9 protein-coding genes are annotated in these 15798 nt (G+C 42.5%); 7 read left to right on the plus strand and 2 right to left on the minus strand.

The features are described from left to right. Nucleotides 1-95: 95 nt before the first annotated feature. The gene (locus tag ACJAZP_RS01880) at nt 96-695 is read right to left on the minus strand and encodes a DUF2057 family protein (RefSeq protein ID WP_415229038.1); all 600 of its coding nucleotides are present in this window, start codon (nt 693-695) and stop codon (nt 96-98) included. Between the two features lie 119 nt (nt 696-814). Beyond that, entirely contained in the window at nt 815-1810 is a 996-nt protein-coding gene (locus ACJAZP_RS01885; protein WP_415229039.1) for a porin, read from the minus strand. A gap of 558 nt (nt 1811-2368) precedes the next feature. Between ACJAZP_RS01885 and ACJAZP_RS01890 the strand changes: the two genes are divergently transcribed. The 7 genes from ACJAZP_RS01890 to ACJAZP_RS01920 all read left to right on the plus strand — a co-directional run bounded on the left by ACJAZP_RS01890 (nt 2369) and on the right by ACJAZP_RS01920 (nt 15704). Next, nucleotides 2369-4888, plus strand: a complete 2520-nt coding sequence (locus ACJAZP_RS01890; protein WP_415229040.1) for a chemotaxis protein CheB — start codon at nt 2369-2371, stop codon at nt 4886-4888. Beyond that, nucleotides 4885-7155, plus strand: a complete 2271-nt coding sequence (locus ACJAZP_RS01895) for an EAL and GGDEF domain-containing protein (protein WP_415229041.1) — start codon at nt 4885-4887, stop codon at nt 7153-7155. Before ACJAZP_RS01890 ends, ACJAZP_RS01895 begins: the two co-directional genes overlap by 4 nt. 484 nt (nt 7156-7639) lie before the next feature. After that, nucleotides 7640-8110, plus strand: coding sequence for a ligand-binding sensor domain-containing protein (locus ACJAZP_RS01900; protein WP_415229042.1), 471 nt, complete (start codon nt 7640-7642; stop codon nt 8108-8110). A gap of 258 nt (nt 8111-8368) precedes the next feature. Beyond that, a complete protein-coding gene (locus ACJAZP_RS01905; RefSeq protein WP_415229288.1) occupies nt 8369-9217 on the plus strand; it encodes a GGDEF domain-containing protein in 849 nt (282 codons plus the stop codon). A 605-nt stretch (nt 9218-9822) separates the two neighbouring features. Beyond that, entirely contained in the window at nt 9823-11610 is a 1788-nt protein-coding gene (locus tag ACJAZP_RS01910) for a choline/carnitine O-acyltransferase (protein ID WP_415229043.1), read from the plus strand. Between the two features lie 790 nt (nt 11611-12400). Further along, complete coding sequence (locus tag ACJAZP_RS01915; protein WP_415229044.1) at nt 12401-13783, plus strand: glutamate decarboxylase; 1383 nt, start codon at nt 12401-12403, stop codon at nt 13781-13783. Continuing rightward, the gene (locus ACJAZP_RS01920; protein ID WP_415229045.1) at nt 13776-15704 is read left to right on the plus strand and encodes an aspartate:alanine exchanger family transporter; all 1929 of its coding nucleotides are present in this window, start codon (nt 13776-13778) and stop codon (nt 15702-15704) included. The genes ACJAZP_RS01915 and ACJAZP_RS01920 overlap by 8 nt, the downstream gene beginning before the upstream one ends. Nucleotides 15705-15798 lie beyond the last annotated feature (94 nt).

The following is a 15798-nucleotide window of genomic DNA, read 5'->3' on the forward strand; positions in this document are numbered from 1 at the left end:
CCTGTAGTTGAAATATGTGGTTGGAATATGTAGTTGAAATATGTAGCTGAGATACATAGCTGAAATGCATAACTGAAGTTTGTCGTAGTCGAATACTATTTATTAATACGGGCTTTAAACTGTGCGCGGGTCTTTTGATCAGCTTTGCTGTACCAGTAATCTAGCATTTTTCCTGCTACATCACCTTCAGATTGACTACCAGCAGGTATAATTATTGACTCAGGCTGATTTAATGAAGCAGGTTTAGATGTCTGATTATAAGCCTCCATTTCTGCGACTAATTGACGGTCAAACTGCATACCATTCTTCATCAATTTTCCCTGTTCGAACAGTACTGCTTTTCCATGGCTATCTTTTAATGTTATTGCTGGTTTATTATTAAAATTTTCACGTTGTGTTTCTGTGCGCAATTTAGGTAGAGTTATAAAATAGTTCTGATCATTGCCTTCAAAAGTCATGATTATAATGTCTGATACAAAGAATATATCTTCCCCACTCGAGCGGTAACGATCTTCATAACGAAATGCTATTTGATTTTTACCATTTTCAAAAATCAAAGCACTTTCACTTTTTGCGTTTTTACCATTAACAACTTGAAGTTTCAGCTGCGAAGGCGTTGTTAAATGAATATCAGCTAATACTTGTGAACTTAAGAAGCTCACCATTATTAGCACAATAATATTCCATAATTTCATATTTAATTCTCACTCTTATCACTCAAAGGTAATCCTAACTCAGGCTAGAAAAATAGACTTACAACTAAAAAAGCACTCAAAGAGAGTGCTTTTAAAATGTTATTTTTTATAGCAAAAACTTAGAAGCCGTAACGAGCACCTAGTTGTAACTCGTTTTCACGATCGTTACTGCTACTAGAGTTGTCATTATTCAATGCAACTTTATAGCTGCTGTATACTGCAAAGTTACCAATGTAACGCGCATATTCAAATCCAACAAAGTTTGTATCTAATGCTTCGATATCATCTGCAGAATAATAACTGTAACTAACATTTACCGTGTTTGAGTTATCTGCTCCGAAGTTATAAGCAGCGAATGCATCTGCAGCTACAAAGTCAGAATCAGAAATGCCAGCAGCAGAAATATTACCCTGCATAACATTCGCTCCTAAATAAATGCTATCTTTAGTGTATCTAGCGCCAAGCATGTAAGAGTTTGATGTGTCAGTGTCAGTTGCGTCAGTAGTGTTACCGTATTCCTGATCACTGCTAGTTATACCTGCCGCTAGTTCAAGTTCAGAAGTAAGCTTATAAGCCGCCATTAAACCAAAACCATCTGCATTATTATTGGCATTTTGTGTTCCAGATGCCTGAAAAGTTAACTTATCAGTTGCATAAATGTAACGTAATGTGTTCTTTGAACGATCGGCTGATGTTGCGGTTTTATCATTAATGTAGCCACTGAATGTTTCAGCTAAATCAGTGAAATCGGTAAGGTATGTTACGGCATTGTTTTGATGACCGTAAATAAGAGTACCAAATTGAGTTTCACCACCAACGTAAAGATGACGTGTTTTTAGAGTTGCGGTACCGTTGTCTTCATCTTCATCTTCAGTAATTTCGAATTCGTAACGACCAAAAACAGTTAAATCTTCATTTAATTCATTTTTACCGTTTACATTTAAACGTACACGAGACTTATCTGAGTAATCACTATCAGTTAAATTGCCACGTACTTCCACACGCCCGCCAATATTAAAATCTTGAGTATCATTTTTGTATATAGTCGCTGCAGAAAGGGGAGCTGAGAGGATAGTGCTAGCCGTAATAGCCATTAGGTATTTATTGAATGTCATATTCATTCTTCTTCTATTTAGAATTATTTAAAAATTGTAATATTTAAATAATTTTCAGGTAGGTGCTGAAGTACGAAAAATCACTTCAGCTAAAAATGCAGACAATCCGTGTCCTTTTAAATCGTGGCAATCAATGTATATAATTTTTCAGATAAGTTCATGAAAGAATCACAAGAAACAAATAAATGTGATATAGATCACGTTATATCTTGTTTAAAACTTAAATTAAGCCTATTTAAATTAAACCTATAACGAAATGCGGTGATTTTTTTGGCTGACCCTCATGACCTGCTGAAAAAGCAATCAACAGCGTCAGCGCATGACCATTTTGTGATTTCAATTGCATCCCGATGGCGCGTAACGCTTCAGAGTATCTGCTAAAATCAGATTAACAGCGCAGCAGAAGAATCAAGCATTTTATAAAAAGTTTTCCGGAATCAGTTCAACACGATACAATCGTTCTACAATTAATTAATAAATAAATAATTAAGCAATATACCCTATGAAAAAACAAAGCAAAACATTATCTAAATCTCCTTTGATTCCTGTATGGCTGTTATGAATACACCCGTCATTGTCGGCATAGGGGCTTCTGCTGGCGGCTTTGAAGCATTGAAAGAATTTTTTTCTCATATGCCAACGCCTTGTAACATTGCATTTGTTGTCATCCAGCACCTTGACCCCACTCACAAAGGGATCATGCCTGAGCTGTTGCAACGCGATACGCCGATGAAAGTAAAACAAATTCGCAACAATATGAAGGTAAAACCCAACTGCGTGTATGTGATCCCGCCTAACAAAGATTTATCGATCCTTCACGGAGTATTATTTCTGTTAGAACCGGTGGTTAATCGTGGGATCCGGTTACCCATTGATTCATTCTTTCGATCTTTGGCCGCTGATCAGCATGAACGCGCTGTCGGTGTTATTTTGTCAGGCATGGGCTCCGATGGCACGCTTGGTTTACGCGCCATCAAAGAAAATGCCGGACTGTCTCTGGTACAGTCACCCGAGTCAGCCAAATTTGATTCAATGCCTCAAAGTGCTATTAATGCCGGGCTAGCTGACATCATAGCCCCTGCTGAAGGACTGCCGGAACGGATTATAGCGTTTCTCAAACATAGCCCACGAGGTGTTCCAAACAAGTTTGAACCGATAGTGAAAACCAAGTCAACCAGCGCACTGGAGCAGATCATTATTATACTGCGTGAACGGAGTGGAAACGACTTCTCACTGTACAAGAAAAATACCATAGATCGTCGTATTGAACGGCGTATGGGTCTACATCAGCTTAAAACCATCTCACTCTATGCCCGTTATCTACGTGATAATCCGCAGGAACAAGACCTGTTGTTCAAGGAGCTGTTAATTGGCGTAACCAATTTCTTTCGTGATAAAGACGTTTGGGCGCAGCTCAAGTCAACCTCACTGCCGGCACTATTGGCCAATTATCCAGAAGGTAAAGAACTGCGGGCATGGGTGATCGCTTGCTCTTCCGGAGAAGAGGCATATTCTCTGGCAATGACGGTAATGGATGTATTGGATGACATCAAACCCAAAGGGCGTTTCAAATTACAAATTTTTGCTACTGATCTTGATCAGGATGCAATCAATATTGCAAGAAAAGGCTATTATCCGGCAGGTATTGAGGCTGACGTATCCGCACAGCAATTGGATCGTTATTTTATTAAAGATGACAGTGGTTACCGGATAAACAAGAACATTCGTGACATGGTGATCTTCGCACCACAGAATATCATTATGGACCCACCTTTCACCCGGTTAGATATTCTCACCTGTCGTAATCTTCTGATTTATCTTACACCGGAATTACAAAAAAAGTTAATCCCACTGTTCCACTACACATTAACGTCTCATGGACTTTTGATTCTAGGCAATGCCGAAACGATTGGTAATTCCATCTCATTGTTCTCAGAAATCAAGGAAAACTCACGGATTTACACACGCATTGACAACCCTAGACAGCACACGGAAGTCGACTTTCCCACGCGGATATTTCCAATCATACCCCTGGCAGAAAATGAACATGAGGGAACCCGTAAGATGACTAAAAATATTAGCAATCTACAAACGCAGGCAGATCAAATTCTGTTGCAAAACTATTCGCCAGCAGCGGTGTTAGTCAATGCGGCAGGCGACATTATTTACATCAATGGTCGTACCGGAAAATATTTAGAGCCTGCTGCGGGCAAAGCCAACTGGAACATTCACGTAATGGCACGTGAACAACTACAACATCAGCTTGAGCAAGCGATGAAGAAAGCACAGAGCCAGCTAAAGCCAGTGACGATTGAAAATATCACAGTAGATGCACACACTATCAATTTGACGGTACAAGCTATTAGTAAGCCAAAAGAGTTGCTTGGCTTGATAATGGTGATATTTACTGAAGTCGTGACGCCGACCAGGCGGCGACGCAAAAAACCAGGGACAGCGGAGAAAGAAAGTCAGGTCGAACTACAACTGGCGCATGATGAAATAAAATCCCTTCGCGAACAAATGCAATCCTCTCAGGAGGAACTAAAGTCCGCCAATGAAGAGTTGCAATCAACCAATGAGGAATTGCAATCGACCAATGAAGAATTGACTACCTCTAAAGAGGAGATGCAGTCAATGAATGAAGAGTTGCAAACCGTTAACACCGAACTGCAATCCAAAGTTGATGATTTGTCATGGGTCAACAATGACATGGAGAACCTGCTTAATAGTACGGAAATTGCTACCATTTTTCTGGATAACGGACTGCATGTACGGCGCTTCACCAACCATGCCACTCACCTATTCAAGCTAATTGAAGGTGATGTGGGCCGACCACTGTTCGACATTGTCACGGATCTGGATTATAAAGATCTGCAAAAAGATGCGCAGGAGGTGTTAAAGACGCTGGTCTTCGTAGAAAAAGAGATAACGGCTAACAATCAACGTTGGTTCAAAGTCCGGATCATGCCTTATCGTACCCAAGAAAATGTGATTGACGGCGTAGTGATCACCTTCACCAATATCAGTGCAGCCAAACTGCTTGAGTCAGAATTACGCAAGACAAGGCCTTGCACATGAAGAAGCCTGTAAAGTCAACCAAGCTGTCCGGCAAAATGTTACGCCGGCGCGCGGAAGCACAATTGAAAACACAAACAAAGAACAGTCAAACTGTTCCTAGCGACTATGCGGCCAAAAAAATGCTCCACGAACTGCAGGTTCATCAGATTGAGTTGGAAATGCAGAATGAGGAGTTAAGGCAAGCACGGATAACCGAAAGGTTACATTATCGCTACACCGAGTTATTTGAATTTGCACCTATTGCCTACTTTTCTTTCGATCTGCATGGCGGCATCAATCAGATCAATTTACGCGGGGCGAGCCTCTTGGGTATTGAACGCGCTAACTTGGTAGGAAAACAGTTTTCAAACTACCTGACAGCCCAAGATCGTGGTAACTTCAACGGTTTTCTGGCAAAAGCATTTGCGGGTGATGGCATACAATCCTTTGAGGTCTTAGCAGAGGTTGGCGGGAATAAGCGTTGGCTTAATATCGAAGCCAATATCGGCATTACCGAAACAGACTGTCTTGCCGCGGTGATTGACATTACCGACCGTAAACTCGCGGATGAAAAACTCAAACTTGCCGCCAATATATTCACTCACTCGCTGGAATGCATCATTATCAGCGATCAAAATGGCTATATTCTTGAGGCGAATAAGGCCTGTTGTGATACGACCGGTTATTCAAAAGAGGAGCTGCTGCAATCACATGTGAGCATATTTGAAGGCAGTGAACATGAGAATATAGAGGCTGCATTAGAAAAAAATATAAGCTGGCAGGGAGATATGGCATATCGCACAAAAAATGGCGAAATTCATTATGCCTGGACAGAAATATATGCTTTTGAGCTCGAAGAAAAAGGGGGAATCCGCCGTATCAGCTCCTTTATCGATTTAAATCAAAGTAAAAGAGTTGAGCCCAAAATACAGTTTTTATCAAAATATGATCCGCTGACCGGGGTATTTAACCGTATTGCTCTGTTTAACCGATTGGAGGAAGTAATAGCCCGAGCAACGGTTAATCAGGGCATGATGGCGGTGCTATTAGTGGATATTAATAGCTTTAAGACGATTAATGAACGGTATGGGCAGAATGCGGGAGACATGGCGCTACAACAGATTGCAGAGCGTCTTAAAAGCTGTGTTTCTGAAAAAGATACTGTTGCGCGTTTTGGTGGTGATGAGTTTGTTATTATTGTTGATGAGTTGGCTAATGAACAGGATGTGGCTGATGTTGCGCAAAATATTGCCACGCAATTTGAGTCTAACGTTGAAATGGGACATTCATCGGTGCATCTCTCTGCGACAATCGGTATTGCGCTCTGTCCTGATGATGGCACTGATAAAGACACACTATTAGGCAACGCGGAAAAAGCGATCCAGCGTGGGAAATCCCGTCTGAAAAGCACACGAAATAGTGATTCAGCAGCATCATTAAAACGCAGCAAGCAGTCTGCTAACGCCTCGACCTATCATTTTTATACTAAAAAGTTGACCCAATATTCACGGCAGCAGGTTAAATTTACAAAAGCGTTAAAACAAGCATTAGCGCAGGATCAGTTTGAGCTGTACTACCAGCCTCAGTACGATCTGAGTAAACGGCAAATTGTCGCGCTGGAAGCGCTGTTATGCTGGAATCACCCGCAGCGTGGCGCGTTACATTCGGACAGCTTTATCAGCCTGGCTGAACATTACGGTTTAGCGGTGCCGATCGGTCTTATGATGATCCGTAAAGCCGCACTGCAGGCCGTAATCTGGCAGAAAGCGGCGATTAATTTCGAACGTATTGCCATTAATTTAACCGATGTGCAATTATCACAAGTCAGTTTGATTGGGGATCTGCAGACTATTCTGCTGGAAACTAAGTGTTCAAGAGAATGGCTGGAGTTTGAAATCGATGAAGTTATTTTTAAAAGTGATAACCCAACTGTTTATGAAAATCTAATCAATCTCAGTAAAATGGGCATAGCACTGACCGTTGATAAATTTGCCGCAGATCGTCCGCTGTTTAGGCTGTTTGAGCAGTTAACGATCGATAAATTTAAAATATCGCCACATTTTACCAAAGAGGGATATGTAGACTTTGTTAGCCATGCGCTACAGGATGGCTTGCTTGTTCTGTCCCGCTCATTAGGTGTGACGGTCGTTTCTGACACACTCGCCGGTAACACCGATGATGAGCCCACAATATCCAATAAATTTGAGCCAGTCGGTCAGCAATTGCACAGTAAAGCGATGAATGCCTCTGAAATCACTTTTTATCTGCGCTGTCATAAACGTAAATAAACGCGATTTTTCAAACATAATGGTAAAAGTAACGGGATCGCGTCTTTTCTTTTGCCATTTTTAAGTTGAGATGGGACAGAAATAAACTTAAATAGAGTGAAATTTCTAAGTCGATGTGCACCTTTGCACCTGCTAAATGGGCCGATGGAGGCAGATTTTTTATTTTGCATTATGTTGTTTTTTACTCGCTAACAATCCTTTCCTTAATCCCCCACACCTGCATTTATTTGTACTATTGATGGCTCAATTACGAGGCTAAAAAAAACCAGACTGAATGGTAAAAACTTGTTTTTTATGACATTATTAACTCCATGCCCTAGCCAGACAGTGTGCATGCGCAAGCTAACCGTAAATGCTCTAATATGACCCATACAACTGACTTAGGGATTCTCCCCCCTGTTGGTATTATTTTTTATTAGCTATTTGTCTAGATTGGAATAAAACAACATTCCGCACAATACAATATGTTATTTAGGCAAAAACGATGAACTTAATAAATGTTATCACAGCCAAACTGCGTCACCTTTTTGTAATTTTGTTATTTGTATTTACTGCCATATTGCCCGCGCAAGCAGCTCTTTCCGAAAATTACCAGTACGACACTTGGACGAGCCGCGATGGGCTACCCCATAACAGTATCAATGCTATTACCCAGACCGAAGATGGTTATCTGTGGTTTGCAACCTGGGAGGGTATTGCGCGTTTTAACGGTAAAGAATTTAAAGTTTTTACCCGCGGCAGCGCAAGCGGCCTGATTGATTCCGGTGTTCGTGCCCTATATGCAGATAACGATGGCAGTTTATTTGCCGGAGGTTCAAGGGGCGATTTTTGGCTGACTTCTAATCGCGGGATCTGGCGAATTACAAAGCAGGAGGCAAACGCAGTCGCCGATGGCCTGCAGTCTGAGATTAACTTCATTCATTACGGTGAACTCGATGGCATGCCAACTGCGTAACTTAATGGCGGCTCGAATCCGGCGGTCAGCAAGGACGCGACCGGGCAACTATGGTTTGCCACCGCGAAGGGGCTGATCGCCACCCACCCGCAACGCTTTAAACAGATTATCGCAGCTCAATTTCCAACTATCATAGATAAAATCAAAGTAGATCAGCGCTGGTTAAACCTGAGTGAGCAGCACAACGTCACCCTGCCCCCTGGCGTTCAGCGGCTAACCTTTAATTTCGTCGGTTTAGGCTTTATTGCCTCAAAAGATATACTTTATCGAACTAAATTAGAGGGCCTGGAAACACAATGGATCAAAAGAGGTTCAATGGGGGTTGCCGAGTATACTAATCTCGCGCCGGGAAAATACCAGTTTCGCGTCAATGCCTATTACCCTTACTTTGAAAATGAGGTCAATGAAGCGAGCTTTTCTTTTACTATTCAGCCCTATTGGTGGCAAAGGATCGAAGTTCAATTTAGCTTATTTATCCTGTTTTTATTAACCATCGGTCTATTGGTTCATTGGCGACTGTACCACCTCAAACAATCTCAATTAAGATTAAAACATGAAGTCGCGCAAAAAACCCAAGCGCTGCAGATTCAAGCATCGGCTTTTTCAAGACAGGCTCGAGAAGATACCTTGACCGGGTTACATAATCGCTTAGCCTTTGATGAATGGGTGCTTAGCATTTATTCACTCTCGCATGCTGCTTCAATATTATCTATTGTAATGATCGACATTGATCACTTTAAGCGGATTAATGACACCTACACGCATTTAGCAGGTGATAAGGTACTGCAAAAAATAGGACAAGTGTTTGCACAGTTTGAGCAAAGAAACTGTTTTATTGCACGCTGGGGCGGAGAAGAATTTGTGCTCGGTATTATTGGCTGGCAAGCACAGCAAGTTTACACACTATGCGAAAAAATAAACCACTTGATAAAACAGCAGGACTATCCGGAAATATCTGCAACGCTCACGGTCACCGTGAGTATCGGCATTGTCAATGCGGATACCTCATATGATATTGAGCAGTTGCTGCACTGTGCCGATCAATCTTTATTTAAGGTTAAAAATTCGGGAAGAGACGGGATATCCGTATACCCGTTAGTTGATTAACAATAAACACAAAGCAGCTCAGCCTATTACCCTTGCCAAATTAACGATGGCAAGTTACGGGTTATACGCCTGAGCTGTGAAAATTACCTCCAGTGTGATGGGGTCACCCACTAGAAAAAGCGAGCGATAGAGACTTCAAGTTTTCCGCTATTGTTTGGATACCGCGATACACAAAATGACACAATAGCCATATTCTGCCAAAAGAACTACAAAGGTGATCAGCCTTACTGGTTAAAATCATTTCTAACTGCCTTGTGCGCTTTATTCAGAACGTTCTGTTCTTCACCATTCAGTGGTCAGCTAAAGCTGTTCTAAATAGTTCCAGACGATTTTGTGACGTGAGAATAATAATCGAATGCAACTCACGCCTTGTTCGTTCTCATTTATCCTTCACAATCGTTGCTCACTTGATTATTTCTTTTGGTATTATTTTCGAAAATGGAGTCTATATGTTCCCAATTTTTTTGATAAGTAAGCCCTGCCTTAATTATTTTTAAAAAAATAATTTCATCACAGATGATTACAGGTGTAACTATTGTTTTGATTAATGTGAAAATAAAGTAAGATGTAGATAACTTTTCACATCATAAAAAAACAAGGAAAAAGTGAAAAAAATCATGGAGAAAACCTCTCGTTGTCAAAACGAGTTGCCAGTTATGCTAGTACCAGATCTGAATATAACCAATCAAAAATTCAAAGAATGGGCCGCCCCATTTTTAACAAAAGAAGAACAAAATACAACAAAAAAAGTGGTTGAGCACTTTCTGCAACAAGGGGGTGATGGTCCTCGATTACAACAAAAATTAACGGAATGGTCTCATCAACATACAGATAGCAACTGGTCTGCTCCTGCTTGGAAAGCCTTGTATCTTGATTCTCGCGCCTCTTTAGTAATTAACCATAATGTATTTTATTATCTAAAAAATAAACTTGATGAAAAAGCATGCTCACAAGCCAATATGGCAAGTGCGCTTATTGTAAGTGCTTTTCATTTTATTTCACTCCTTGATAGACAAGAACTAGCAGCAGATTTTCAAAAAGAAACGCCCCTTTGTATGAATCAATACAATAATATTTTTTCTTCAATAAGAATACCTCATCAAAAAAGAGATAAATTTAAAGTCTCATCTTGTCGCCGGCACATTGTCGTTCTACACAAGCAACATATTTATAAAATAGATATTCTTGATGAAGTCGGACAGATCCGCTCGGGATCCGCTGTTGAACATGAACTAAACCGTATTCTTGGCGTGTCTGGTACGGGGCAAAATTTAGGTATATTGACTTCACTGCCTCGAGATCTTTGGGCTCAAAGTCGGAATGAGTTATTTAAGTTATCAAGAACGAATAAACAAGCTATGACCATAATAGAAGAAGCAGCTTTTGCTTTATGTTTAGATGAAAATGAGCCAGAAGAGTTGACAGATGTATCTCGACACTTACTGCATGGAGATGGTCGAGATCGTTTTTTCGATAAATCACTTCAATTTATTGTATTTAAAAATGCAAAAACTGGCCTCAATTTCGAACACTCCGGTGTTGATGGCTCAACTGTGCAGCGTTTAATCGGCTATCTATATGACACTATGGGGAAGGATCCCCACCGTTATTTTATTGTTAATAAAGAGACAAATAACGCCCTCCAAGAAGTTAAGTTTGAATTAAATAAATCACTAAAAGAAACTATTTCTAAGGCTGCAATCGCATTTAAACAACACGTGGCAAACACTCAAACCCGCGTATTAACGTTTAAGTCATTTGGAAAAAATAAAATTAGAAAATTCGCTATAAGCCCGGATGCTTTTGTTCAGTTAGCATTGCAATTGGCCGAGTATAAGCTGTATGGCAAGTGCTATAGCGCATATGAAGCGATAATGACGAGAACATTTTTAGATGGGCGTATCGATGTACTCTATACCGTTTCACCTGAATCATTAGCATTTATAGAGAAGATGCAAAACGCCGGTTGTCCGGTACAAGATAAAATAGACGCGCTTATTCTTGCGACACAAAAACATATTGAAAGGGCTAAAGAATGCCGCTCCGGTCAGGGAGTTTATTCACATCTACTTGCGCTTAAATACCATTATGATGCTTCTGGTCGTGAACTTGGGATGGAAAAATTGCCTGATTTATTTACAGATAAAGGGTTTCAAGTGCTAACAAATAGTGTTGTTTGTACCAGTACAACATCGGCATACGGTGTTGTGTTAGCAGGTTACGGTCCTATTGTTGATCATGGATATGGCATTATGTACTTCACTCGAAAGGATGAGATCTATTTTAATATGACCAGTCGAACGGTGATGCAAGATAAGTTAGATAAAATGCACGATTATATTGAACAATCTTTACTAGAGATGGCAGATCTAATGGGGCAACGGAAAATATAATAAAAAAAAAAGTCAGATACAGATATCGAAGAACTGCTCTTTAATTTTGAATTGTTAAGAATATAAAGGTTTGGATGATCCGTTTTTTCTGTTTCAGAATGTTATTTATGCTTGTATTGCCCAGCTGCTTTTTAGCGTATCACCTCAGACTATGAATAAGTACATATGAGTAAAGTCACACTCTTTATTACTAGTCATCAACCCGTTACCATTCGAAATGCAAAAATGCATTTTTAATGGTAATAGTCTTAAAGGCTATTTATTCACAGGTGTGCTAGGTTTTTTTATGATATGGGGTAAAAATAGCGGGTTAATTCTCCACCTCTAACGATTTAATAACCATCTCATCTCCCTGCAAAATTTAAACAAAAGGCTTAACAAAAAGCTGGACACCCATTACTTGGTTAATAACAAACGCAAAGCAGATCAGCCTATTACTCCTGCCAAATTAACGACGGCAAGTTACGGGTAATAGGCCTGAGCTGCGAAAATCCCTAGAGCCGTTCTCGAAAAATCAAGTACTTCTGCATTACCATAAATATAGATTCCGATATTCACTATTCGTCCCTCGTAGACCGCCACACCTCATAATAAGTAACTAACTGTACGCTAACGTACAGACAAAAACAGACTGGTTTGGCAAGCTATGTATGCGTTAGTTTCCTTTGCTGTTAGTGGCAAGCACAGTTAGCCGCAAGTACCAACATCGTTGTCATCTCTCCGCCACTGGAACAGAGCGAAGCGGCGCTTTCTCAGCCAGCCGTAAATTGCCCTTTAAAGGAGCATTCATATGCCTATCCATCACATCAATTTAAACAATCAGTCAAGCATGCGCGACATCTATGCAACAGATGCCTCACAAGAAAGCCTCCCTAAATATCAGATGCCCAAACAACGAATAGAGCCTCGCACTGCCTATGCACTGATCCGCGATGAACTTTTACTAGACGGAAATGCACGCCAGAATCTCGCCACCTTTTGCACCACTTGGGTTGATGATGAGGTCAAACAGCTAATGACTGACGCCATTGACAAGAACATGATCGATAAAGACGAGTACCCTCAAACCGCAGAAATTGAAAGTCGTTGTGTGCACATTCTTGCTGACCTCTGGCACGCTAAAAAATCGCGTAAAACCGTTGGCTGTTCAACAACAGGTTCAAGCGAGGCTGCTATGCTGGGCGGTCTAGCGCTAAAATGGGCATGGCGCAAACGTCGCGAAGCCGCAGGGAAAGATGCCAGCAAACCAAATATAGTAACCGGCCCTGTGCAAATTTGCTGGGAGAAATTTGCGCGCTATTTCGATGTTGAAATTCGTGAGGTACCGCTGGAAGGGAACAATCTTGGCCTAACACCTAGCGATTTGCGCAAATATTGTGACGAAAACACTATTGGTGTAGTGGCCACCTTAGGCGTTACTTTCACCGGCATCTATGAACCGATTGAGGCTCTGGCTAATGAGCTGGATTTAATGCAGCAGGACCTTGGACTTGATATACCTATTCATGTGGATGCGGCCTCTGGCGGTTTCATCGCGCCTTTTATTCAAAAAGACATTGTCTGGGATTTCCAACTCGATCGGGTTAAATCTATCAACGCTTCTGGCCACAAATTTGGCCTGGCCCCCCTTGGCGTCGGCTGGATTATCTGGGCATCACAAGAGGATTTACCCGAAGAACTTATCTTTTACGTCGATTATCTCGGTGGCAACATGCCTACGTTTGCGTTGAACTTCTCGCGCCCCGGCGGTGAAATTATTGCCCAATATTACAATTTCCTCCATCTTGGTTTCGATGGCTATAGCGCCGTCCAACAAGCCTGCTCTGACACCGCGCAATGGTTAAGTAGCAAACTGGCAGAATTTGATTGTTTAGAAATGGTTTATGATGGTCATGGCGGTCTTCCAGCTGTCGCCTATAAACTAACCGACACGAATCACGGTTTTACGCTTTATGACCTATCGGAACGGGTACGAATGGGCGGATGGCAAATCGCGTCCTATCCACTGCCGATGAATCGTCAAGATACGGTCGTCCAGCGCATCCTGATTCGCCATGGCGTCAGCCGAGATTTGGCACAACTGCTTCTGGACGATATCATCCGCGCGATCGACCACCTAAGCAAAAATCCGATCCTCAATTCAACCGCAAAACCGGGGTTTCACCATGGTTAATCTGAAACGCATCCACAGGACAATGCGAAGCATTGCCCTGCGTTGCCTCAGCTTACTACCGATATTGGTCTCTCAGTCTGCGTTAGCGAATTCGGTAGTAACCGATAGCACCGTGACCAAGGGCGATGCAATACCATCGGTGAGCAGCGTGGTTGGCAATGTTTTCGACACCATTCAGCCCGTCACAGAGTCGGGTCTTCACGGTTTTTTTCAGCTCTTAGGTAACCAACCTATTGCCTTCGTTCTACTTGCCCTTGCGATCGGTACACTAATCGGTAAGTTCAGCTACAGAACTCTCACTCTAGGGTCTACCGCTGGCACCTTGCTAGTCGGTATCGGTATTTCAATGATTGCCGAGTCGGTTTACGGAATCAGTTACGCAATACCCAGTATTCTGTCGTCCTTCATGCTATTGCTCTTTATGTATGCGCTCGGGCTGAAAGTGGGGCCTCAGTTCTTTTCAGGTTTACGCAAAGGGGGCTTGGCATTCATAACTATCGGTTTGATAGTCTGGAGTCTAAACTGGGTCATTTGCTTTTTTGGTGCCCAACTCTTTGATCTCGCACCGGGTTATGCGACCGGATTAATCTCCGGCAGCTATACCATCACTGCAATCCTCGGCGTTGGTCAAGGCGCCCTAGCCAGTGGAGCCTATACTCCACCACTAGGGATGACGATTGAGGAAGTCGGTGCCAACATGGCTGCCGCTTATGCGATCAGTTATGTTCTCTCCACGGTGGGAATAATCCTGCTAATTCGTTATCTTCCGCGCATTTTTGGTCGGAATGCCGTCACCGACGCGAAACTCGCAGAAGAGGAGTTCAGTGGTGGAGCTATTCATCCCGTCCCTGGGGCGCCAAAAGCATTAGCCATGGGATTCTCCCCATTTGGCGTTCGAGCCTTTACCGTGACACACCCAAAGTTTATCGGTCAAACAATCTCGCAGCTAGCTGAAGCGTTCCCTGAGGCGCCAATCCTGCGCGTCGTACGAAATGGTGAGATCGTCACTCTGAGTAGCGATCCAACAATTCAAAACGATGACATCGTTACAGTGCGTGCAGATGTCGACGATCTGATTCTAGAAGAGGGAGAACTGATCGGTCCTGAATCGGACGATCCTTTGTCTCGCAACATTCCAATTGAAGCGGCTGATGTACATATCGGCTCACACAAACGATCAGGTCAAAGTTTGGCTGAGTTTGGTCAGATCATGGAGGGCGGTGTCGCAGTGAAAGCGCTATTTCGTGATGGCACCGAACTTCCACTTGGGCCAAAAATTGATGTCCGGTTTGGTGACGTGCTGCGTCTAACTGGCCCGGATGTCGCCCTGCAGAAAACCGCAAAACAGCTCGGCGGACACGCTATCCTACCGACCATGAAATCCGAGATCCTCTACCTTGCGCTCGCGATGTTAGCAGGCTACCTGGTAGGCATTATCACGGTGACCATTTCCGGTATTCCCTTTGCGCTGGGTACTTCCGCCGGGGTAATAATGGCTGGGATTGGGGTGAGTTATTTTCGAAGTAGGAACCCTAATTTTGGCGGTCCGGTCCACGAAGGTGCGCGAACTTTTCTTCAGGATTTTGGCCTAAATGTCTTTGTCGCCGTTCTTGCGGCCAACGTCGGTCCTAAAGTCATCTCCGCCCTTACTGGTGACACTATCTTATGGGTTGCTCTAATCGGTATTGTGGGGGGATTAATTCCCCCACTTATCGCATTTTGGGTAGGAATCAAGATTTTTGGTCTTAACTCAGTGATCGCCGCTGGGTCGGCTACGGGTGCTCGTAACAGTACACCAGGTCTCAATGCAATCATGGAAGAGTCTGGCAGTTCTGTCGCGGCCATCCCCTATCCGGTCAGCTATGCATTCACGACCGTGCTTGCTCTGATTGGCGGATACTTCTCAATGATACTGACTTAGCATCAGCTGATAATGTTATCCAGAGGCCGGTGGGATCAGACGTTTTTTTAATGCTCGTTGTGTGACCATTGCCTTTTATCTTGATCAACATAAA

Source organism: Psychromonas sp. (assembly GCF_047632955.1).
In the GTDB taxonomy this organism is placed as follows: domain Bacteria; phylum Pseudomonadota; class Gammaproteobacteria; order Enterobacterales; family Psychromonadaceae; genus Psychromonas.

Coding starts and splice junctions, on each gene's coding strand:
- ACJAZP_RS01880 (WP_415229038.1), bottom strand. CDS start 695: ATGAAATTATGGAATATTATTGTGCTAATAATGGTGAGCTTCTTAAGT.
- ACJAZP_RS01895 (WP_415229041.1), top strand. CDS start 4,885: ATGAAGAAGCCTGTAAAGTCAACCAAGCTGTCCGGCAAAATGTTACGC.
- ACJAZP_RS01885 (WP_415229039.1), bottom strand. CDS start 1,810: ATGACATTCAATAAATACCTAATGGCTATTACGGCTAGCACTATCCTC.
- ACJAZP_RS01915 (WP_415229044.1), top strand. CDS start 12,401: ATGCCTATCCATCACATCAATTTAAACAATCAGTCAAGCATGCGCGAC.
- ACJAZP_RS01890 (WP_415229040.1), top strand. CDS start 2,369: ATGAATACACCCGTCATTGTCGGCATAGGGGCTTCTGCTGGCGGCTTT.
- ACJAZP_RS01900 (WP_415229042.1), top strand. CDS start 7,640: ATGAACTTAATAAATGTTATCACAGCCAAACTGCGTCACCTTTTTGTA.
- ACJAZP_RS01920 (WP_415229045.1), top strand. CDS start 13,776: ATGGTTAATCTGAAACGCATCCACAGGACAATGCGAAGCATTGCCCTG.